The sequence below is a fragment of the Gracilinema caldarium DSM 7334 genome (genome assembly GCF_000219725.1).
Lineage (GTDB): Bacteria > Spirochaetota > Spirochaetia > Treponematales > Breznakiellaceae > Gracilinema > Gracilinema caldarium.
Genome location: NC_015732.1, coordinates 1,847,313 through 1,867,455 on the forward strand (window position 1 = coordinate 1,847,313; position 20,143 = coordinate 1,867,455).

The 20,143-nt window shown below is 49.3% G+C and carries 20 protein-coding genes and 2 tRNA genes; 14 read left to right on the forward strand and 8 right to left on the reverse strand.

The annotated features are described in order from the left end of the window. Window positions 1-24: 24 nt before the first annotated feature. Window positions 25-107 (reverse strand) — tRNA-Leu (locus SPICA_RS08350). Window positions 108-151: 44 nt separating this feature from the next. On the opposite strand from SPICA_RS08350, the gene SPICA_RS08355 reads away from it, so the two are divergent. Then, on the forward strand, window positions 152-964 hold the full coding sequence (locus SPICA_RS08355) for a TatD family hydrolase (RefSeq protein WP_013969095.1): 813 nt from the start codon (window positions 152-154) through the stop codon (window positions 962-964). On the opposite strand, the gene SPICA_RS08360 is transcribed toward SPICA_RS08355, so the two are convergent. The 6 genes from SPICA_RS08360 to SPICA_RS08390 form a co-directional block, all read right to left on the reverse strand. Further along, complete coding sequence (locus tag SPICA_RS08360) at window positions 951-1,148, reverse strand: ferredoxin (protein WP_013969096.1); 198 nt, start codon at window positions 1,146-1,148, stop codon at window positions 951-953. The genes SPICA_RS08355 and SPICA_RS08360 overlap by 14 nt on opposite strands. Before the next feature lie 23 nt (window positions 1,149-1,171). Further along, a complete protein-coding gene (locus SPICA_RS08365) occupies window positions 1,172-1,459 on the reverse strand; it encodes a hypothetical protein (protein ID WP_013969097.1) in 288 nt (95 codons plus the stop codon). A 144-nt stretch (window positions 1,460-1,603) separates the two neighbouring features. Beyond that, complete coding sequence (locus tag SPICA_RS08370) at window positions 1,604-3,727, reverse strand: glutamine synthetase III family protein (protein WP_013969098.1); 2,124 nt, start codon at window positions 3,725-3,727, stop codon at window positions 1,604-1,606. Window positions 3,728-4,030: 303 nt separating this feature from the next. Beyond that, window positions 4,031-4,372, reverse strand: a complete 342-nt coding sequence (locus SPICA_RS08380; RefSeq protein ID WP_013969099.1) for a P-II family nitrogen regulator — start codon at window positions 4,370-4,372, stop codon at window positions 4,031-4,033. Window positions 4,373-4,386: 14 nt separating this feature from the next. Beyond that, window positions 4,387-5,706, reverse strand: a complete 1,320-nt coding sequence (locus tag SPICA_RS08385) for an ammonium transporter (protein WP_013969100.1) — start codon at window positions 5,704-5,706, stop codon at window positions 4,387-4,389. A 257-nt stretch (window positions 5,707-5,963) separates the two neighbouring features. Continuing rightward, complete coding sequence (locus SPICA_RS08390; RefSeq protein WP_013969101.1) at window positions 5,964-7,556, reverse strand: sigma-54-dependent Fis family transcriptional regulator; 1,593 nt, start codon at window positions 7,554-7,556, stop codon at window positions 5,964-5,966. Between the two features lie 231 nt (window positions 7,557-7,787). Here SPICA_RS08390 and SPICA_RS08395 point away from each other — a divergent pair, with 231 nt between their 5' ends. The 5 genes from SPICA_RS08395 to SPICA_RS08415 all read left to right on the forward strand — a co-directional run bounded on the left by SPICA_RS08395 (window position 7,788) and on the right by SPICA_RS08415 (window position 11,740). Beyond that, entirely contained in the window at window positions 7,788-9,476 is a 1,689-nt protein-coding gene (locus SPICA_RS08395; protein ID WP_013969102.1) for a carbon starvation CstA family protein, read from the forward strand. Window positions 9,477-9,532: 56 nt separating this feature from the next. Beyond that, entirely contained in the window at window positions 9,533-9,817 is a 285-nt protein-coding gene (locus SPICA_RS08400; protein WP_013969103.1) for a DUF7990 family protein, read from the forward strand. Between the two features lie 15 nt (window positions 9,818-9,832). After that, complete coding sequence (locus SPICA_RS08405) at window positions 9,833-10,750, forward strand: ArsA family ATPase (RefSeq protein WP_013969104.1); 918 nt, start codon at window positions 9,833-9,835, stop codon at window positions 10,748-10,750. After that, window positions 10,750-11,382: a hypothetical protein gene (locus tag SPICA_RS08410; RefSeq protein ID WP_013969105.1), complete on the forward strand. Its 633-nt coding sequence runs from the start codon at window positions 10,750-10,752 to the stop codon at window positions 11,380-11,382. Before SPICA_RS08405 ends, SPICA_RS08410 begins: the two co-directional genes overlap by 1 nt. A 76-nt stretch (window positions 11,383-11,458) precedes the next feature. After that, window positions 11,459-11,740 (forward strand): hypothetical protein, encoded by a 282-nt coding sequence (locus SPICA_RS08415; protein ID WP_013969106.1) that lies wholly within the window; start codon window positions 11,459-11,461, stop codon window positions 11,738-11,740. 10 nt (window positions 11,741-11,750) lie between these two features. Here SPICA_RS08415 and SPICA_RS08420 read toward each other — a convergent pair. Next, window positions 11,751-11,824 (reverse strand) — tRNA-Arg (locus tag SPICA_RS08420). A 132-nt stretch (window positions 11,825-11,956) separates the two neighbouring features. On the opposite strand from SPICA_RS08420, the gene SPICA_RS08425 reads away from it, so the two are divergent. Genes SPICA_RS08425 through SPICA_RS08460 form a run of 8 tightly spaced genes read left to right on the forward strand, consistent with a single transcriptional unit; the run spans window position 11,957 to window position 20,130 of the window. Further along, window positions 11,957-12,943, forward strand: coding sequence for a GntR family transcriptional regulator (locus tag SPICA_RS08425; RefSeq protein WP_013969107.1), 987 nt, complete (start codon window positions 11,957-11,959; stop codon window positions 12,941-12,943). Window positions 12,944-12,951: 8 nt separating this feature from the next. Continuing rightward, entirely contained in the window at window positions 12,952-13,407 is a 456-nt protein-coding gene (gene glmS / locus SPICA_RS08430; RefSeq protein WP_013969108.1) for a methylaspartate mutase subunit S, read from the forward strand. Between the two features lies 1 nt (window position 13,408). Next, a complete protein-coding gene (locus SPICA_RS08435) occupies window positions 13,409-14,815 on the forward strand; it encodes a glutamate mutase L (protein WP_013969109.1) in 1,407 nt (468 codons plus the stop codon). Then, window positions 14,808-16,256, forward strand: a complete 1,449-nt coding sequence (locus tag SPICA_RS08440) for a methylaspartate mutase subunit E (RefSeq protein ID WP_013969110.1) — start codon at window positions 14,808-14,810, stop codon at window positions 16,254-16,256. Before SPICA_RS08435 ends, SPICA_RS08440 begins: the two co-directional genes overlap by 8 nt. Further along, complete coding sequence (locus SPICA_RS08445; RefSeq protein WP_013969111.1) at window positions 16,253-17,530, forward strand: methylaspartate ammonia-lyase; 1,278 nt, start codon at window positions 16,253-16,255, stop codon at window positions 17,528-17,530. The genes SPICA_RS08440 and SPICA_RS08445 overlap by 4 nt, the downstream gene beginning before the upstream one ends. Continuing rightward, entirely contained in the window at window positions 17,523-18,920 is a 1,398-nt protein-coding gene (locus SPICA_RS08450; protein WP_013969112.1) for an acyclic terpene utilization AtuA family protein, read from the forward strand. The genes SPICA_RS08445 and SPICA_RS08450 overlap by 8 nt, the downstream gene beginning before the upstream one ends. Beyond that, complete coding sequence (locus tag SPICA_RS08455) at window positions 18,917-19,237, forward strand: DUF4387 domain-containing protein (RefSeq protein ID WP_013969113.1); 321 nt, start codon at window positions 18,917-18,919, stop codon at window positions 19,235-19,237. Before SPICA_RS08450 ends, SPICA_RS08455 begins: the two co-directional genes overlap by 4 nt. Continuing rightward, complete coding sequence (locus tag SPICA_RS08460) at window positions 19,234-20,130, forward strand: hypothetical protein (protein ID WP_013969114.1); 897 nt, start codon at window positions 19,234-19,236, stop codon at window positions 20,128-20,130. Before SPICA_RS08455 ends, SPICA_RS08460 begins: the two co-directional genes overlap by 4 nt. The last annotated feature ends 13 nt before the right edge of the window (window positions 20,131-20,143 follow it).

Genomic DNA, 20,143 nt, shown 5'->3' on the forward strand with positions numbered 1-20,143 from the left:
TTTATTCAGAAAAAGGCGGGATTTTGCCGGGAACGGGAGTTGAACCCGTACCCCCTTGCGGGGAGGGGATTTTAAGTCCCCGGTGTCTACCATTCCACCATCCCGGCGCCACTTGTATAATATCAGGAAAGCCTGCTAAGGTCAATATGATATGATACCTTTCATAGATTCCCATGCCCATCTTTCTATGCTCCCAAAAACTCCAGAGGCAGTACAAACCTATATTGATGAATGGAATACGGCTGGTCTTGCATGGATTATTGATGTGGGAACCCAGGCAGAAGACCTTGAATTACGAATTGCAAGTATAACTCAGGCTTTCGGAACACAAGATGAAACAAAGCTTGTGTATTCTGCGGGTATTTGGCCTTCAGCAGAGGCTATACAACATCGTCATCGTTATATTGATAAGCTGACAACCCAGATTCAGCGTTGTCCCAGGGGATTGCTTGTAGCTATCGGAGAATGTGGTATAGATCGTTATTGGAACCACCCAGAAAAAGGTGCTGATATACAGGGAGAGCAGGAACTTCTCGCGGCCCATCTTGAGCTTGCTCAAATATATTCCTTACCAGTTATTATCCATTCCCGGGATGCAGCAAGGGAAACGCTGGATGTGCTTAAAGCATTTCCTAGAGTACAGGGAGTCATCCACTGTTTTTCCTATGGGAAAACAGAAATGAAGGCCTTTATAAAACAAGGCTGGTACATCTCTTTTGCAGGTAATGTAACCTATAAGAACGCCCAGTCCCTCAGAGAAGCCTTGCAGGAAGTTCCATTGGATCGGATGTTACTCGAAACCGATAGCCCCTATTTAGCACCGGTGCCACACCGAGGAAAGACAAACAATCCAGCGATGGTCGTTCATCAATATGAAGTAGCAGCCCGAATAAAAAACCTGCCCCTCGAGGAACTGGCCCAGCAGATAAAAAGCAACTTTACCAGCTTATTTATTCGGCCTTAATAACATTGGTAGGACAAGAATCGATCGCTTCTTTGATGGAATCTTCATATTGAGAGAAATCGACCCCGGTCTTTACAACCATTTTATCGGGCACCTCAAAAACCTCAGGACAAATTGATTCGCAATTTCCGCAGGAGATGCATTCATCTTCACTTTCATCGAGCCAAACCTTCTTAATTGCCATATGGACCTCCTTTTATTTCGATTTTACCCATAAATGAGCCGCCGTATCTGTCTGATACTAAGCGGTTCTGAGGCAAAACGTCGATCTTTTAGCTCCAGAGCAATTATATCATAGATTACTTCATTTTTATATCCCTGGCGTTGGAGGTGATAATGACGGGAACGGACCCATTCCTCTACAGTCTGGTTACAATAAATCACAAATTCCTCCATGAGCCGTGCGGCCATTGAGGGATCGATCCCATAGACATGATGAAGCCGATCGATAAAGGCCTGGTCTAAGGAATTGTGCCCCTGAACATCATCCTTCATAGATTGAGTATGGGGTGTATCGATTTAGTTTGTAAAGCGGTCTTTTATGCCTTATACCCGATTTCGGGTATAGGACATAACATAATACTTGCCGACAGGGATTTTCCCTGCCGGCATCATAGATGAGCTTTTTACTATGAGCTCTTATAATGTAAAGAGCAGTTCTTCATAACCGGGGAAGGGCCAAGCTTTCTTATCTACTATTTTTTCAAGAGCATCCACTTTACCCCTCAGCACACCCATCTGACTTACCACTTTTTCACGGTACGCCTTAGCCTGGATAAAAGCATCCTCTGTTTCCTGAGCTTCGGTCAGAACCTTTTCCAGTTTATCAGTGTCTTCATTAATTTCGTTGAGGAGTTCAGCGATCCGTTTTGCCTTTTTTTCTTGGGGCGCACTGACCGCACCGATCGCAGCAAGGGACGCCGCATCCCGAGCAAGAGCTCCTGCATAGGCACTAACGCCAGGGAATATGGAGCGGCGAACCATAGAAATCATTACTCCTGCTTCGATATTGATCTGCTTGGAATAGCGTTCCAGGTAAATATGATACCGGCTTTCTATTTCTTCTTTTGTAAGAATTTGATGGGTTTCAAAGAGAGCAATGATTTCTGGCTGTACCAATACGGGGAGTACATCGACGGTTGCCCGAACATTGGGAAGCCCACGTCGTTCTGCTTCCTTAACCCATTCTTCAGAATAACCGTTGCCATTAAAGACTACCCGCCGATGTTTGGCATAGGATTCTTTAACAATCGCTTCGATGGCTGCATTCTTATCAGAGGCCTTTTCCAGCTTATCTGCAAATTCTGAAAGCACCTGGGCCACCGCGGTATTAAGGTAGGTATTCGGAGTTGCAATAGATTGGGATGAACCGACCATACGGAATTCGAACTTATTCCCTGTAAAGGCAAAGGGGCTTGTTCGGTTTCTGTCTGAAACGTCCTTTGGTAAAGTGGGCAGAGAAGTTACACCGAGCTTAATCCGTTCCATGCCGGTACTCTTGCTGACAGGTTTCCCATCGGCAATACTGTCAAAGATTTCTGTAAGAGGTCCGCCAAAGAATACAGAAATAATTGCAGGAGGTGCTTCGTTAGCCCCAAGCCGGTGATCGTTTCCTGCAGTAGCTGCAGAGGAGCGAAGGAGCAAGGCATAACGATCTACAGCTTCAACCACTGCGGCGGTAAAAAGAAGAAACCGTGCGTTGGATTCTGGATTTTCACCGGGATCCAGGAGGTTAATCCCATCATCGGTGGACATGGACCAGTTATTATGCTTACCCGAACCATTAACCCCAGCAAAGGGTTTTTCATGGAGCAGGGCTTCCATGCCATGGCGGCGGGCTACCTTCTTAATGGTTTCCATAACTAGCTGGTTACTGTCGACCGCTACGTTAGTAGTAGAGAAGATCGGTGCAATTTCAAACTGATTTGGAGCTACCTCATTGTGCTGGGTCTTGGCAGCAACCCCTACCTTCCAGAGTTCTGTATTGAGTTCCCGCATGAACATGGCAACCCGTTCTTTAATAGCTCCGAAGTAGTGGTCTTCCAACTCCTGGCCTTTTGCTGGCATGGAACCGAATACGGTGCGTCCGGTAAGCATGAGGTCCGGCCTTTCATCAAAATACTTTTTATCGACCAGAAAATATTCCTGTTCAGGACCAACGGTGGTGATTACCTGTTTTGCTGTTGTATTACCCAACGCTCGAAGGATGCGGATCGCCTGTTTATTCAGAGCATTCATGGACCTTAAGAGGGGAACCTTCTTATCAAGAGCATGCCCATAGTAGCTGAAGAAAGCCGTAGGGATGCAGAGGGTGGTTCCTGTAGGGTCCTGCTTAAGGAAAGCAGGGCTCGTAACATCCCAGGCAGTGTAACCCCGGGCTTCGAAGGTAGCCCTGAGGCCTCCAGAGGGGAAACTCGACGCATCGGGTTCGCCCTTAATGAGTTCTTTACCTGAGAATTCCATGAGTACCTTTCCGTCACTGGTTGGTGCGATGAACGAATCATGTTTTTCAGCGGTTAAGCCCGTGAGAGGATGAAACCAGTGGGTATAGTGGGTGGCTCCTTTTTCCAGAGCCCAGTCCCGCATTGCAGCGGCCACTACTTCGGCAACCTCAAGGCTCAGTTCCTTTTCTCCTGCCTGGACTGCGAGAATTTCTTTATAGATGCTTTTTGGCAGTCGTTCCCGCATGACCGAATTGGAAAAACAGTTGGTTCCATAGAGGCTCGGTACGGAAGTTTCAATAAAATTAATGCTTTCGCTCATAGTTCGCTCCTTGCGATTACTAGAATATTGACCTATGAGAACCACTAACACCTACAGTGATGAGCGGCACCCATATAATTGCTAGCAAATAACATGCCAACTATTGTTACAATTTGCATTTCAAAATATTTTATTACAATACAATATTTTATAAAAAACCGCAGTAGGATTACTGCGGGTCTGAGCTACATCCATGTAAGAAACAGTCGTATTTCATACATTTATGTAGGTCTATACAAATCTATTATTTTTACAAGCAACCTGGTGAGCCTTCATGAAGTTCACCAGGTTATGTACACAGCCTTATCCTATGGCAGCTGAACCGGTTTCCCCGGTTCTGATTCGGATGCATTCTTCGAGGGGAAGAATGAAGATCTTTCCATCCCCGATTTCTCCCGTCCTGGCTCCTCGGATTATGGCATCAATGGTCGGCTTTACAAAGCTGTCATTCACCGCAATCTCAATTCTAACCTTTTTAAGCAGGTTCACTTCGATATCCACACCACGATAGGATTCATGAAAGCCCTTCTGCTGGCCACACCCCATGGCATTGGTGACAGAGATTTTATAAATCTCAGACCGATATAATTCCTGCTTCACCTCATTGAGCTTATGGGGCTGAATATATGCAATAATCAATTTCATTTCGTGATCCTCCACTACATATTGCTGAAGATCTGGAAGCCCGAATAGGCCTCTGCCTTGTGTTCGGTAATATCAAGGCCCATAAGTTCTTCCTTCTCAGTAACCCGTAGCCCTACTACTGCCTTAATTGCCAAGAAGAGCAACAAACTCAAAACACTTGCCCACAGCCCCACGGTAAGTACGCCAAGGGCCTGTACACCGAGTTGATGGAATCCACCGCCATGGAGCACACCAACGGCAACTCCGTCCACATTGCCCCAGATACCGACTGCAAGAGTCCCAAAGACTCCGTTTACCATGTGGACCGATACGGCACCAACAGGATCGTCAATTTTGAGAACCTTGTCGATAAACTCGACGGAAAGGACCACCAGTAAGCCCGCTAAGAGTCCAATTACCACAGCGGCTCCAGGAGATACGACTGCACAAGGTGCAGTAATTGCCACAAGCCCAGCCAATACACCGTTCATGGTCATGGATGCATCGGGCTTTTTGAACCAGAACCAGGAAACTATCATAGCAGCGACTGCCCCAGCTGAAGCCGCAAGGGTAGTTGTAACTGCTACGCGGGCTATATCGGTACTAATACCGGATAAGGTCGATCCAGGGTTAAAACCATACCAGCCAAACCAGAGGATGAAAACACCCAAAGCAGCCAGTGGTATGTTGTGTCCCGGCAAGGCTTTTACCACAACCTTTCCTTCTGCTTTTACATATTTCCCAGTTCTCGGCCCAAGCACAATCGCACCCATGAGGGCTGCCCAACCACCAACTGAATGAACTACGGTTGAACCAGCAAAATCATGGAAACCAAGCTCAGAGAGCCAGCCCCCTCCCCAAATCCAGTGACCAGACACAGGATAAATGAGGGCAGATATAAAGACGGTATAAATCAAATATGACTTAAACTGGGTCCGTTCTGCCATAGCTCCTGAAACGATGGTTGCTGCGGTAGCCGCAAAGACAACCTGGAAGAACCAGTCTCGGTAAAAGGTAGGATCTCCCATGGGCCCTTTAAAAAAGTCAGAAAAACCAATAAGGCCTCCCAGCTTATCAGCCCCATACATGAACCCCCAGCCAATCATCCAGAATGCAATGGAACCTAAGCAAAAGTCCATCAGGTTCTTCATGATGATATTGGTGGCATTCTTTGCCCTGGTCAGGCCTGTTTCTACCAGAGCGAAACCTGCCTGCATGAAGAAAACCAGCGCACCGGTCAGCACCAGCCATATCATATCCATGGCGGCAGTGATGGATTCGATACTTTCTTCTGCGAAACCTGCAACAGTCACCAAGAAGAAAAGCACCGCCAGAAACAGCATCTGCTTTTTCACCTATTGTTCCTCCTAAAAGGTGGTATACCAATACAAAGCAGATACTATGCCAATTTAGAAAAAAAAAGACACATTTTTGTATGTCCAACCAACTACATTTGGATACGCAAATTATATAATTATATAATATAATGATTTAATAATTCTTCAACTGTTTTTTAAATGATTAAAATAGTTTGAAACAAGAGCTGATAGCAAATAATAATGAAAACAAGCATTCGTATTTCCTACATTTTTGTTATTATTAAAATTAATACCTACATATTTGTAGTTCTATACATTTTCCAGGGGATAGCATAGTGATGCACCCGCAGTCCCATCTGCCGTTCTGTAATACCAAGCCGCCGAGCGGCGGCGGCCATATTACCGCCGGTAATCTTAAGAGCTTCGATGATAAGTTCCTTTTCTAGTCGCGACAGAGCTGCCTCAAGGGTTGTGGTTGGCTCCGTTTGGGTAGACTGGGCAGACTGGAGGCTTGGGGGTAAATGATAGGAATGAATTACATTATCGGCAGAAAGAATAACCGCCCGTTCAATACAGTTCTCGAGTTCCCGAACATTGCCAGGCCAATGATAAGTTGTAAGTAAATCGAGGGCTGGACTAGAGATACGTTTTATCAATTTACCATTCTTGTGGGCATACTTTTCAGCAAAAAAATCAGCCAGAAGGATGATATCGCTTTTCCGTTCCCGCAGGGGTGGTATATGGATGGGAAAAACATTGAGCCGGTAATAGAGGTCTTCCCTGAATCGGCCTTGTTTAATGTCCTCTTCCAGGTTTCGATTGGTTGCCGCAATAAGACGTACATCAATCTTGATGGGCTCGTTTCCCCCAACCCGCTCAATCTCCCGCTCTTGAAGCACCCGAAGCAGTTTTACTTGAATTTGTGGGCTTAGATCCCCGATTTCATCCAGGAATATGGTACCACCATTGGCAAGTTCAAATCGGCCTTTTCGCTGGTTGAGAGCCCCAGTAAAGGCACCCTTTTCATGACCAAAGAGTTCACTTTCTATAATCGACTCTGGGAGGGCCGCACAGTTTACTTTGATGAAAGCCTGTTTCATTCGTTTCGACTGGCGGTGAATTTCGGAGGCCACCAATTCCTTACCGGTTCCACTTTCCCCGGTAATCAGCACCGTAGCATCACTGGGGGCTACCTGGGCAACCAGATCAAGAACTGCCCTGATACCCTTGCTGGTACCAATAATATGCGGCTGGTTATGCGGACCATAGGTTTTTGCATCAACTTTTTCCGATTCTGATGCGTTTTCATGCAGCCGCTGTAGTGAGATAAGGCGATACTGTTCTTCCTGTATCCGTTCCCGAAGCTTAGCCGAATCGGCGATAATCGATGCTACCGCCTCAAGAATTTTCTGGTCCGATTTGAGGAGAGCTTCTGTATAATCAGCTGGAAGCCGACGTTCAGCACTTAAGGTTCCCAGTACCTGATTTCCGCTTTTTATAGGAACACAATAATAGGCAACGCCAACAAGATCTTCTTTTTTTCTGCCTCCAGCCCGGTTGAGAAAACGGCTTTCCTTTGAAAGGTCGGGTACTACAATTGGGATTCCAGTCTCAAAGACCTTGCCCACGAGGCCCTCACCCATCCGGTATTTGCCCCGTTCTTTTTCTTCTTCGGTTAATCCCGGGGCCTCTTCTATCTTAAGGAGTCCTGTAGCTCGGTCTAACAGGGTCACCATTCCCCGTGCAAGGGTGGTCCGCATTTCCAATAATGAGAGGAGCGGCCCGAGGGAACTGCGTAATTCCACATGCTTATCCAGGGTCCTAGTAATATCTAAAAGCAGTAAAAGCTCGTCCCGTTCAGAAAGTAAGCACTTCATGTCATTCATACAATGAAAATACTACAAAAATGTAGGAAACAACAAGAGTTATATCTTTTTTAATATCCTGGTGCCGATGCGCATCATAATTCAGAAAAAATTGAAATAACAACATTAAAGCCATAGGGAACCTGCACTTTTAATAAAGAGATTTTAATGGTAGTGCGACAAAATTGTTTAATTTGACAGAATAATAAAGTGGTGCCACAATAAAATTAATCTTACATTTAAGGAGGAACTATGAGTGCCTTAATAGCCATCATAGCCCTGGTTATTTATTTTGTGTTCTACTTTGTATATGGTAGAACCATCCAGACCAAGCTCCTGAAAAGTCAGGAAGCTCCTGATGCTCCGTCCAAACGGCTGCAGGATGGAGTAGATTATGTTCCTACCAACAAGTTTGTTCTATTCGGCCACCATTTCGCGTCCATTGCCGGTGCTGGCCCGATTACCGGCCCTGCTATGGCTATTGCCTGGGGATGGTTACCGGGACTGCTTTGGATCTGGTTCGGCAACATCTTTATCGGTGCGATCCATGACTACCTGTCACTTGCCGCTTCAGTCCGTTACGATGGTCGGTCGGTTCAATTTGTCGCCCAAGACATGGTGGGGAAAAAAGCTGGAAAATCCTTTGGCTGGTTTGTTCTCTTCCTCTGTATCCTGGTAGTTGCCGCCTTTGGTGACATTGTAGCCGGACAGTTTGCCGCCGATGGCCGGGTGTTCTCAGCTTTCTTCTTCTTCTGCGTTGCTGCTATTATCGCTGGCTTTATCATGTACAAGTCCCCCCTCGGTATGGGCTGGGGATCTTTAATCGGTGTAGTACTTATCATCGCAGCATTCTGGGCTGGTGATTTGCTCCCTATAAAGGCTACTAAGGATGTTTGGTTTATCGTAATTTTCGTGTATATTGTCATTGCTTCCGCATTACCAGTTAACTTCCTCCTGCAACCCCGGGATTACCTTAACAGCTTCCTCCTCTATTTCGGATTGCTCGTAGGTGGTATTGCAGCCCTTGTATCCTTCGGTGCATTTGATTCAGCCCCCCTCTTTACCAGCTTCTCCGCCAAGGTTATCGGTGGTCAGCCTTCTCCTTTCTGGCCCACGGTACCCCTCGTAATCGCCTGTGGGGCCCTTTCTGGGTTCCATGCCCTGGTGGCTTCCGGGACAAGCTCCAAACAGATTGCTTCAGAAAAGGATGCCCTCTTTGTTGGATATGGAGCCATGTTAACCGAAGGGTTCCTTTCTACTATTGTAGTCATTTCCATCGCATCCTTTGGCGACGTTGCCATGGGTAATTGGGAAGCCATATTAAAAACTCCCGCCCTGAGCCGCTTTGTTAAAGCCTATGGCGCTATGGTCAGTACAACCCTCCCCTTCTTTACCAAGGAATTCATGACCCTCTTTGCTTCTGTTTGGGTCAGTTCCTTTGCTCTTACGACTCTGGATACCACCAACCGCCTCGGCCGCTATCTGGTACAGGAGATGGCCCTCCCCCTGAAGGATAAGTCCCCCGCTCTCTATGGTATATTAGAAAACAAATGGGTGGCTTCTATCATTATTGCATTCATCGGTATCTTCCTGGCCCGTTCCGGTGGATACAACACCCTGTGGCCTGCCTTCTCCGGTGCTAATCAGCTCATCGCTTCCATCGTCATGCTGACCGCTGCGGTCTGGGTAAAGAACAAGCTGAATCCTAAATATACCAATGTGGTGCTTATCCCCGCCATATTCCTCTGGGTTACCGTTACAGTGGCCCTGGTCTGGTATGAAATCGTGGTAGTCCCCACATTCTTTGTGAAAATGGAAGACACCATGAAGGTTATTACCGGAAGTGTTGTTGGAACCATCAACGTAATCATGCTGATTCTTAACTTCGTCATGATTGTCAGCTTCTACAAGAACTTCTCCGGCAAGAAAGCAAACGCTTAATTTCTAATCACCGGGCTCCGCCGAATGGCGGAGCCCTTTACAATGCAAAGGAACCTATGACTAAGGAACAGCTAGTACAAAAACTAAAATCTGCCTGGTATATCATTCGTCAGGTGCACCGTGAAAAAGCCACGGAAATGCTCGAATTCGAAGTGAAGGAACTGCAGAATCTTTTCTCCCTCATAGTACTCGGGAGCCTGGTAGGGCTTCCCTCTCCGCCTCCAGCGATAGCCTTTGAGCTTATTCCCCTTATGGAGGATGAGATTCGTACCATGACCAGCAGGGCAGACTTTGCCCAGGACCCCCTGGGAGCCCTTGTAAGCATGCTCAACATTGATTAATAAGCGGGAACAACTATGAAGAAACTCGCCTTTTTTTTAGGCAAGGGAGGGGTGGGAAAAACTACCCTGTCCTCTGCTACTGCCTACCGTCTTGCTGCGAGCGGGCTTAAGGTTTTCATTTGCTCCCTTGATCCTGCCCACAACCTGGGTGATGTATTTCATACAAAATTATCAAATGAACTGCGTCCGATCAGGGAAAATCTGGAGGGCATGGAAATTGACTTGGCCTCGTGGGTCCAGAAGTATCTTGAGGAAAGCCGCAGCGAAATACAGAATGCCTACCGGTACAATGTGGTCATAGATTTAAACAAATACCTGGATATTATGAAATATTCGCCCGGTACAGAGGAATATGCGGTGCTCTGGGCCATTGAGTATATTTATAAAACCTATCATGAGACCTATGACATCATCATCTTTGACACCCCTCCCACCGCTTTAACACTGCGCTTTCTGGCCATGCCGGCTATCTCGAGTCTTTGGGTTAAGGAACTCTCCAATCTGCGTAAAACAATTCTGGAAAAACGGCGGGTTTTACTGAAACTGAATCCAGAAGCGAACGTTCTGGGGGGCCAGGTTAAAAAGGAAGAGGACCCCATCTACCAAAAACTGGGAGCCATTCACCGGCGCCTTGAATATTTACAGGAGCTTTTTGCAAAGGAAAGTTATATTACTGTTGTATTAAATCCCGACGAATTAAGTTTTTCCGAATCTCTGCGTATCAGGGATGAACTGGTCAAGCTGGACGTTCCCATTGCAAGTCTTTGTTATAATAAATTTTATATTGATGACAGCCGCGGCGAACGGCTCCGAAACACCTTTAAGAGCGTTCCCATTTTCACCTTTAACCGTCTCGAAGAAGGAATTGTGGTCCTTGATGATCTTGCCAAATTAGAGGTATCACCACTGGTACATCATATGAGGAGTAATTAATGAACTGGTATATCCTTCCCTTAACACTGCTGGCACTGTACGCGGTATTTACCTATTTTCGGGGTATGAAGAAGAATAAATGGGTTTCAGGTTTTATTGCCAGTGAAACCGAAGCAATCCTAAAGCCCAAGAATACTGAATATGTCAATATAGGTGGCGCTATAGGCTATAATTTTACCTACACTCTACAGGAACCCTTTACTACAGCCAAAGGCACCTTTGCCCTTATTCCGCGGCAGTCTGCTTTTTATATGCCCGTCGTACTGATCCTGGGAGGAAAAGACCGCTACTATCTTACCATTTTTACTTCGAAAAAATTAATTGGAGAAGGACACATTATCGAAGCACGGTATTTTAATAAAATATCCAAGACTATTACAGGAATAGAAAAGCTAAAACAGGATCGGATTCAAAAGGGGAAACGAACCTTTGTGTTGCTTTGGGATGTTCCAAAGCTGGAAGAAAAACTTCACAGGGTGCTCGATGAAGCAGAAGAGTATCAGCTCTTAAAACATTTCTGTGTGTACCGGGACAATTCCAATTTTTATATTTTTATGGAACCTAAACGGCATGGTATCGAAGCCTTGTTAGGGTCGGTATACAAGAACGTTTCCTTATTCTGGGAAAAATAACAAAGTCTTTAGAAGGGCGCTAGTTTAAACTAAGGTTTTTAACGGCGCTTGCGTGCAATAGAGTGGGGGGGGGACTATGGGTCAGATTACTCAGGAAATGGCAGATAAGTTCGAAGCCATCTTAAAGCGGGTTAAGGAACCGGAAACGGAGCTATCGGTTTCGGAATTGAACCTCGTAAAACGCATCAGCTACAGCGAAACCGAGAAGAAATTTATTATTTATATGGATATTGCAAAGCCCCGCTTTCCCTGTTTAACCTGCGGAGTTGTAACCGAACAAATTCGAAACACCATAGAACGGCGTCTCCGGGAAGAGTTCATAAAGGAATTTCCCGGTTACGAGGTAGAAACGGTATAAGGCTATCTATCGCGACACGAGGGACTCGAACCCCCTACCTGCTGCTTAGAAGGCAGCTGCTCTATCCAGGTGAGCTAGTGTCGCAAAAACCTGCCTTATTTCACCGAATATTGCCATTCTTGTCAAGGCCATACAAATGGTGCTTGACGAAAGACCAAAGCCATTGGATACTATTGGTATAGTCCAATTAGATTGGAATTATACCAGGAGTATACCATGGGTCTAGAGATTAGCATAGACAAAACCAGCGAAAGCCCCGTGTACCGGCAGATTATCGAACAGATAACCCGGAAACTGCGCTCTGGCGAGCTGAAACCGGGAGACCGGCTTCCCACCGAGCGGGAACTGGCAGAACAGCTGGGCATAGCCCGGGGAACGGTGAACCGGGCCTACGAGGAGCTTACCCGATCCCAGATACTGGAATCCATACCGGGCAGGGGGAGCTTTATTTCCGCTCAGCAGGATGTGGCCGAAACAAGCCGTAAAGAACGGGCTGTAGCCCTCATTGCGGAACTTATCGACACCCTACGAAACCTGCGTTTTTCTTACCGGGAAATTCGCACCCTCATCGAATTAGGTATTCTTGAAAAAGAACGGATGTTCGAAGAGCTTTCCATCGCTGTGGTAGACTGTAACCCTGAAGCCCTGGCGGTTTTCCGCAGACAGCTTAATTTTCTTACCACCATGCCGCTCACCCTTTTTCTCCTCGACGATCTGGCTGCATCTACAGAGGTGGAAAAAAAGCTTGCTACCTTTGACCTGGTCCTCACCTCTGCCCGGCACTATTCGGAAGTTTTGGGTATGGCTCCCAGTATTAAGGATAAACTCATTCAAGTGGCCCTTTCCCCCTCCCAGGACACGATTATTGCCCTGGCAACGATTAAACCGGGCCGCAAACTGGGCATTATCTGTGAAAGCCGTCAGTTCAGGGACATTATTCTGAATAAACTCCGGGATCTTATGATTGATGATGGAGTCGAGGTTCTCCGCTACGCAGAACTAAATCGGTTTCCTCTCTTTCTTGCAGATAAGGAAGTTATTATTGTTCCCCCCTCCTGGAAACAGCCTGAAGGCAAGGTAGCTCAGGCTGCCTTGCAGGACTTTACCTCCCGGGGAGGTAAGCTCATCATTTTTGACTACCAGGTAGAACGGGGTTCGATCATTTATGTGGAAGAGCGGGTCCGGGACCTGCTTTCCCAGTAGGAGGAACCATGGCACAGCAGGAAAAACGGCCCTACACCATTGTTCTTGGGGTTATCGGTTTTGACTGCCATTCGGTGGGCAATAAGATACTGGATGCCTATTTTACCGAACAGGGTTTCAAGGTGATAAATCTGGGAGTCATGGTAAGCCAGGACGATTTTATTTCAGCGGCCATAGAAAGCGCTGCCGATGCCATTCTCGTTTCGAGCCTCTATGGACATGGCGAAATTGACTGCGATGGACTTCGGGGGCGCTGTATCGAACGGGGTATCGGCGACATCATCCTCTGGGTGGGAGGCAACCTGGTGGTGGGGAAAAAGGATTTTACTGAAGTAGAGGCAAAATTCCGTGCCATGGGTTTTGACCGGGTATTTCCCCCCGACACGGACCTGGACAAGACGGTTCAGGAACTTATTGAGGATATAGAAAAACGGCGGCAGAAAAAGGCAGAGGAGAAGCACTAAGGTGGCCGAGCTTGCCCTTTCCATCGATATAGGATCTACCTGGACCAAGGGAATACTCGTAGATATCCGAGACCAGCGGGTGGTTCAGCGAGAAGCCACACCAACCACGGTGGAAAATCTTGTTACGGGCTTTAACCGGGTCTATGAGGCCCTAGGGGGCCACAGGGAGAAACCCCAGGTTTTTGTGTCCTCCAGTGCCAAGGGGGGGCTTACCATTGCGGCCATCGGCCTCGTTCCGGACCTGACCCTTAAGGCCGCAAAAATGGCCGCCGCATCCGCCGGCGGCAAGGTTATCGCGAGCTTTGCTTACAAGCTAACCCAGACTGATATTGATACCTTAGAGCAGCTTAAGAGCGACATTATCCTCCTAAGCGGCGGCACCGACGGCGGAGACGAGACCTATGTGCTCCATAATGCAAGGATGCTCGCCGCATCGTCGGTAGGGTCCTTTATACTGTATGCGGGAAACCAAGCAGTGCGGGAACCGGTACTGGACATTTTACGCCGCTCCGGCAAAGAGGCCAGTGCCACCGCCAATATATTGCCGGACCTGGATTCGGTTCAGGTAGATGAAGCGCGCAAGGCTATTGGGGACATTTTTTTAAAACGGATTATCGAAGGCCGGGGACTTTCGGCGGTCCGGGATATATGCAGTGCGGACCCCAGGCCGACCCCCGCGGCGGTCTATGACCTGGTGGGGCTTTTGGAAGACAACGACGAGGGCCTTCTTGTCCTGGACATGGGGGGAGCCACCACCGACGTCTACACCGTGAGCGATCCCTATAGCGAGCAAAGCAACCGCATTTTTAGGGGTCTTCCCGAAACCAGGCTGAAACGGACCGTAGAGGGCGATTTGGGCCTTCGGGTGAGCGCCGCCTTTGTGGCCGAAACCGGATTGTCCTACATTAGGCGATCCCTGGATGAAGGGCGCCAGTCAGCCTTTAAGGCCTGGGTAGATCGGATCCGGGGTAACACGGGGCTCTTGCCATCCACAGAAGAGGAACAGCAGTTTGATGACATGCTGGCGGTCATCTGTGTGGCCGAATCGATTGCCCGTCATGGGGGCACTTTAACGCCCAGCTTTACCCCTGAGGGACTTGTCTGGATTCAGCAAGGCAAGGACCTCGGCAGGGTGCACCGCATCATTGGAAGCGGAGGCCGCCTGGCCCAGGAGTCTTCCATCAATATAATCCGCACTGCATTGGAAGGATATTTTCCTGCAGAAAAGGATGCAAACCGGCATTCCTGGCCCCAGGTTCAGCGGCTTCTTCCCCATGTTAATGAACTGGTCTACCAGCGGGACCGGGAGTACATCATTCCGCTGGCAGCCAATTTGGCCTTGGCCCATCCTGAGCTTGCCAAGGCCCTCGTGTTACAGAGCCTAGAAAGGGAGTATATCCATGATTGATCGAAAGATGAGCAGGGAACAATTTGAAACTCAGCGAAAAGAGGTCCTGCAATCCTGGCCTACCGGCGCAGAGGTAGATTTTGATGCGGCTATTGCCCTTCAGCGGTCCATTCCTAAAGAAAAGAATTTTGCCCATGCCATGATTCAGGCCGAGAGGGAAGGCCGGACCTTGCTTCAGCCCCGGGCCGGCGTGGCCCTGGTGGATGAGCATATCCGTCTGCTTAAGTATCTGGAAACTGAAGGCGAAGCGGACCTGCTTCCCACCACCATCGATGCCTATACCCGGCAGAACCGCTATACCGAGGCGGCCAAGGGTATAGAAAAATCCCAGGCCGCGGGGACGAGCCTTTTAAACGGCTTTCCCGCGGTGAACCATGGGGTGGCTGAATGCCGGCGGGTTACCGAAGCGGTGTCAAAACCGGTGCAGGTGCGGCACGGGACTCCCGATGCGCGGCTTTTAGCGGAAATTACCCTGGCCGCCGAGTTCACCGCCTTTGAAGGGGGCGGCATCAGCTACAACATACCCTATGCAAAAAACGTGCCCCTCCGTTCATCAATCCAGTACTGGAAATATGTGGACCGCCTGGTGGGGCTCTACGAAGAGGCGGGGGTCCGGATTAACCGGGAACCCTTCGGGCCCCTGACGGGGACTCTGGTGCCGCCCTGTGTGTCCCATGCGGTGGCCATACTGGAGGGTCTCTTGGCTCTTGAACAGGGTGTTGTTTCATTAACCCTGGGCTATGGCCAGTGCGGCAACCTGGTTCAGGATGTGGCGGCGATTATCAGCCTCAGGAACCTGGCCCAGGCCTACTTCAGCGAAGCGGGCTTCGAAAACGTAGAACTTACCACGGTGTTTCACCAGTGGATGGGGGGCTTTCCGGAAGATGAGGCTAAGGCCTTTGGGGTAATTTCCTGGGGTTCTGTGGCGGGCCGCCTGGCGGGGGCTACCAAGATTATCGTGAAATCCCCCCACGAAGCCATGGGGATTCCCACCAAGGAAGCCAACGCCCAGGGCCTGAGGACGAGCCGCCAAATCGTAAATATGCTGAGCGATCAGGGCATGCTCGATTCCCAGGCGGTACAACGGGAAGTAGCCCTGATTTTGCGGGAAACCAGGGCCATTCTGGAAGGAGCCTTTGCCCTGAGCTCCGGCCGGGATCCGGAAGAAGCGGCGGTCCGGGCCTTTGAGGCGGGGATTATCGATGTGCCCTTTGCCCCATCAAACCAGAACCAGGGCAAGATCCTACCCATGCGGGACAACGAAGGCTTTGTACGGATCTTTAAGGCTGGAGCCCTGCCCCTGCCCCAGGATGTACTGGACTTTCACCGGGAACGGCTGGAAGATCGGGCTAAAGCAGAGGGAAGAATCGTAAGCCTCAGGATGGTAACCGATGATATTTATGCCATTGGGAAAGGACGCTTAGTAGGGAGGCCACAATGAAAATTAAAGCGGTATCTTTTAGGGAGGGGGCCAGTGCCTTCTTTTTTGATGACCAGCGGGCCATTAAGGCCGGGGCAGGTCACGATGGGTTTACCTATACGGGGAAACCCATTACGCCGGGCTTTGTACGGATTCGCCAGCCCGGCAAGGTAATCTGTGTTACCCTGGAGGTCGAAAACGGCCGCTTTGCCTATGGGGATTGTGCGGCGGTTCAATATTCGGGGGCTGGAGGCCGGGATCCTCTGCTTGACCCGGAAAAGTATATCCCCTTCCTGGAAAAGCAGGTAAAGCCGGTGCTGGAGGGAATGGAACTGGATTCCTTCCGCCGTTGTGCCCAGCTTATCGATGACCTGCGCATTCCGGACCCCCTCTCTGAACAGCCACATCAGCCTAAAATACTTCATACAGCCCTGCGCTACGGAATCACCCAGGCATTGCTCTATGCCCGGGCCGAAGCGGCGGGCAAAATTCCCGCAGAAATTATCGCCGAAGAATGGAACCTGCCCCTCATCGCCAAGCCGGTGCCTGTGTTCGGACAGACCGGGGACGACCGCTATTCCAATGCGGACAAGATGATCCTAAAGGGGGTAGACGCCCTGCCCCACGGACTCATCAATAATGTTGATGAAAAGCTGGGCCGCCAGGGGGAAAAACTTCGGGAATACCTGCGCTGGCTTTCCCGGCGTATTCAGGACTTACGGATGACCGAAGAATACAGGCCAGCCCTTCATGTGGATGTCTACGGCACCATCGGACAGATTTTTAACAATGATCCGGTCCGGGTAGCTGACTATGTGGCATCTCTGGAAAAGGATGCCAGCCCCTTTGCCCTGTACATCGAAGGGCCGGTAGACCTGGAACACCGGGAACGGCAGATTGAAGGACTCGCCGCAATTACCAGACAGCTAGAAAAGCTGGGTTCGGGGGTAAAAATCGTGGCCGACGAATGGTGCAATACCCTGCAGGACATAAAGGACTTTGCGGATGCCAAAAGCTGTCACATGATCCAGATTAAAACCCCGGATTTGGGGGGCCTCCAGGATATTGTAGATGCGGTGCTCTATTGCAAAAAGACCGGCGTAGAGGCCTACCAGGGAGGAACCTGCAACGAAACGGACCTCTCGGCCCGGGCCTGTGTTCACCTGGCCATGGCAAGCCGCCCCGAACGGATGCTCGCGAAGCCCGGCATGGGTTTTGATGAAGGTTTTTGTATCGTGACCAATGAAATGGCCCGAATCTGTTCCACCTTTGAGTTAAGGAGCCATCATGCCTAATCAAGAATTACGGGTCCTGTCCCCCACCGCAATCCTGGGCTACGGTTTCCCTGAAGAATCCTTTAAGCGGGCCCTGGACCGGAAGCCCCATGTCATCGCCGTCGATGCGGGGTCCAGCGACCCGGGACCCTACTACCTGGGCAGCGGCAAGGCCTTTACGAACCGGGCCTTTGTAAAACGGGACCTGCGCTACATGCTCACAGCGGGAAGAAAACTGAATATTCCCGTCATTGTGGGCACCGCCGGAGGAAGCGGAGCAGAGCCGCACCTGCAATGGTGTTATGACATCATTATGGAAATTGCCAGGGAAGAAGGGCTTTCCTTTAAAATGGCGGTCATCCCCAGCGATGTTTCTAAAGAAGTGGTCCGTAAGGCAATCCGTGCAGGCACCATAGAAAGCCTGTCCTTTGTGCCGCCCCTCATCGAAGAAGCCCTGGATGCCACCACTCACCTGGTAGCCCAGCTTGGCCCCGAGCCGCTCGTAGAAGCCCTGCGGCAGGGAGCTGATGTGGTCCTGGCAGGCCGCTGTTATGATCCGGCCAATTTTGCAGCCCTTCCCCTGCTTCTGGGCTACGATGAAGGCCTGGCCATTCACATGGGTAAAATTCTTGAGTGCGGGGCCATTGCGGCAAGTCCCGGCTCCGGGGCCGATTGCGCCTTTGCCACCCTGACCGACCATTCCTTTATACTGGAAGCCCCGAACCCGAAGCGGCAATTTACCATTGCCTCTGCGGCGGCCCATACCCTCTATGAAAAAAGTAACCCCTACGAATTACCCGGTCCGGGCGGAATATTAGACCTGCGGCACTGCAGTTTTACCGACATCGGCAACGGCCGGGTCGAAGTACAGGGAAGCCGCCATATCAGGACTGAGCCCTATAAGGTTAAACTGGAAGGAGCCCGGCCGGTGGGCTACCGAAGCATCAGCATCGCCGGAGTCAGGGATCCCATCATGATCGCCTCTATCGACCAGATTTTGGAACAGGTCAGCGCTCAGGTGCGGAGCATGGGTTCGGAAAACCGAGGCCAAGTCTTTTTCCATGTCTACGGCCGGGATGGGGTTATGGGAAGCGGAGAAATCAGGCTGAAAACCCAATGGCAGAGCCAAAAACCCTACGAACTGGGTATTGTTATAGAATCGGTGGCCCCAACCCAGGAAGAAGCGGATACCCTTACCAGCGTAACCCGTTCGACCCTTTTGCATTACGGCTACGAAGGCCGTATTTCTACCGCCGGTAACCTGGCCTTTCCCTTCTCGCCCTCGGATATCAGCATGGGAACGGTCTATGAGTTTTCGGTGTACCACCTCATGCCCATCGAAGACCCGGTACAGTTCCCCGGAAGCGAGGGCAGAAAAATGCTCACCGTAGATAAAGGAAGGATCCTATGAAAGTAGCCCTCATTGATGTGGCACGGGTTATTCGTTCTAAAAATTCCGGCCCCTTTGAACTCACCTTGGATATCATGTTCAAAGAAAAGGAAATGTACGAACTTTTCAAAGCCCGGAACTTGATAAACCCTGAGCTAATTGCTACCCTCTACGGAGTTACACCAGAAGAGGTCCTGTCGGTGGTCTATTTTGAGCCTGCCCAGGCAATAAAGGCTACCCTTAAGCGGCTCATCCCGTCGGGGGCCCCCGGAGACCGGGATATTTATGGCGCCCAACAGCACGGACCCCTTCTGGATCTGGAGTGGGAGCTTACATGAAGAAAAGAGAACACATTGCGGATCGTTCAGTGCTTTTCAGCGTGTTCAAACTATTGCAATACAAAAAGATACGGAAAGCAGGGCTCTTCTGTGCAGGAACGGCCCTGCGGGATTTCTTCGGCCTGCAGTATAAGCAAAAAATTATACCCAAAAAAGCTCCGGTGTATTGGGTCGATCATCCCCTCGATGAACGCATTCCTTTTGTACCGGAACAGGTCGATATTTACCTTGATTTTGTCTACTTCTGGATCCGTTCTGCAGCTTTTCTTATGGAAAGGTTTGGGGAAGCAGCAGAGACAGAGGTAGCCCGTTTTGTGGAAGATATGGGACGCCTCTATAGCTTTGCCGCAGAGGTTTATCGACGGGGCTTTTCTACGACGAGGCGCCCACGGTACTTTAAAAAATTACGTTTCGTCATAATCCACACCTTTGACCCCCACCTCATGTGCATTCCGAGCCTCCACGTGATGGTGGTCTGCAGAGCCTACACCCGATTCAAGGCTATTGTAGAAAAACTAGGCGCCACAAAGTCATTAGCCCCTTATATTGATGAATTGAAATGTGGGGCTCAGGCAATTACGGAGTCTATTTTATATGTGAAACAACATAGTGTTAACTGTATTCCCGCAGCTTTTTATGCGCTCTCTGCTCTGGATTCAGCCCTGTTTCCTCCAGAAGAGATGGAGCAGTTCAGTCAAGACCTCTTTGCCGATTCACTCCATCTCGATACTGAATCGCGAGAAGCCATCATAGACCATATCCGGAAACTTTACTATGAATTTATAGAACAAAAAAAAACAGCTGCGGATTGGTCTGATGTGCTCGTATCATTTCTTGAAACCAAACCAATCTGTATTCCAGGAACAAAAAATCTTGCCCAAACGGTGATATAAGGATATGCTAGCA

Bases quoted from the DNA above. Each gene is read 5' to 3' on its own strand.
- SPICA_RS08355 (WP_013969095.1), top strand. From the start codon at position 152: ATGATACCTTTCATAGATTCCCATGCCCATCTTTCTATGCTCCCAAAA.
- SPICA_RS08360 (WP_013969096.1), bottom strand. From the start codon at position 1,148: ATGGCAATTAAGAAGGTTTGGCTCGATGAAAGTGAAGATGAATGCATC.
- SPICA_RS08365 (WP_013969097.1), bottom strand. From the start codon at position 1,459: ATGAAGGATGATGTTCAGGGGCACAATTCCTTAGACCAGGCCTTTATC.
- SPICA_RS08370 (WP_013969098.1), bottom strand. From the start codon at position 3,727: ATGAGCGAAAGCATTAATTTTATTGAAACTTCCGTACCGAGCCTCTAT.
- SPICA_RS08380 (WP_013969099.1), bottom strand. From the start codon at position 4,372: ATGAAATTGATTATTGCATATATTCAGCCCCATAAGCTCAATGAGGTG.
- SPICA_RS08390 (WP_013969101.1), bottom strand. From the start codon at position 7,556: ATGAATGACATGAAGTGCTTACTTTCTGAACGGGACGAGCTTTTACTG.
- SPICA_RS08395 (WP_013969102.1), top strand. From the start codon at position 7,788: ATGAGTGCCTTAATAGCCATCATAGCCCTGGTTATTTATTTTGTGTTC.
- SPICA_RS08400 (WP_013969103.1), top strand. From the start codon at position 9,533: ATGACTAAGGAACAGCTAGTACAAAAACTAAAATCTGCCTGGTATATC.
- SPICA_RS08405 (WP_013969104.1), top strand. From the start codon at position 9,833: ATGAAGAAACTCGCCTTTTTTTTAGGCAAGGGAGGGGTGGGAAAAACT.
- SPICA_RS08410 (WP_013969105.1), top strand. From the start codon at position 10,750: ATGAACTGGTATATCCTTCCCTTAACACTGCTGGCACTGTACGCGGTA.
- SPICA_RS08415 (WP_013969106.1), top strand. From the start codon at position 11,459: ATGGGTCAGATTACTCAGGAAATGGCAGATAAGTTCGAAGCCATCTTA.
- SPICA_RS08425 (WP_013969107.1), top strand. From the start codon at position 11,957: ATGGGTCTAGAGATTAGCATAGACAAAACCAGCGAAAGCCCCGTGTAC.
- glmS (WP_013969108.1), top strand. From the start codon at position 12,952: ATGGCACAGCAGGAAAAACGGCCCTACACCATTGTTCTTGGGGTTATC.
- SPICA_RS08440 (WP_013969110.1), top strand. From the start codon at position 14,808: ATGATTGATCGAAAGATGAGCAGGGAACAATTTGAAACTCAGCGAAAA.
- SPICA_RS08445 (WP_013969111.1), top strand. From the start codon at position 16,253: ATGAAAATTAAAGCGGTATCTTTTAGGGAGGGGGCCAGTGCCTTCTTT.
- SPICA_RS08450 (WP_013969112.1), top strand. From the start codon at position 17,523: ATGCCTAATCAAGAATTACGGGTCCTGTCCCCCACCGCAATCCTGGGC.
- SPICA_RS08455 (WP_013969113.1), top strand. From the start codon at position 18,917: ATGAAAGTAGCCCTCATTGATGTGGCACGGGTTATTCGTTCTAAAAAT.
- SPICA_RS08460 (WP_013969114.1), top strand. From the start codon at position 19,234: ATGAAGAAAAGAGAACACATTGCGGATCGTTCAGTGCTTTTCAGCGTG.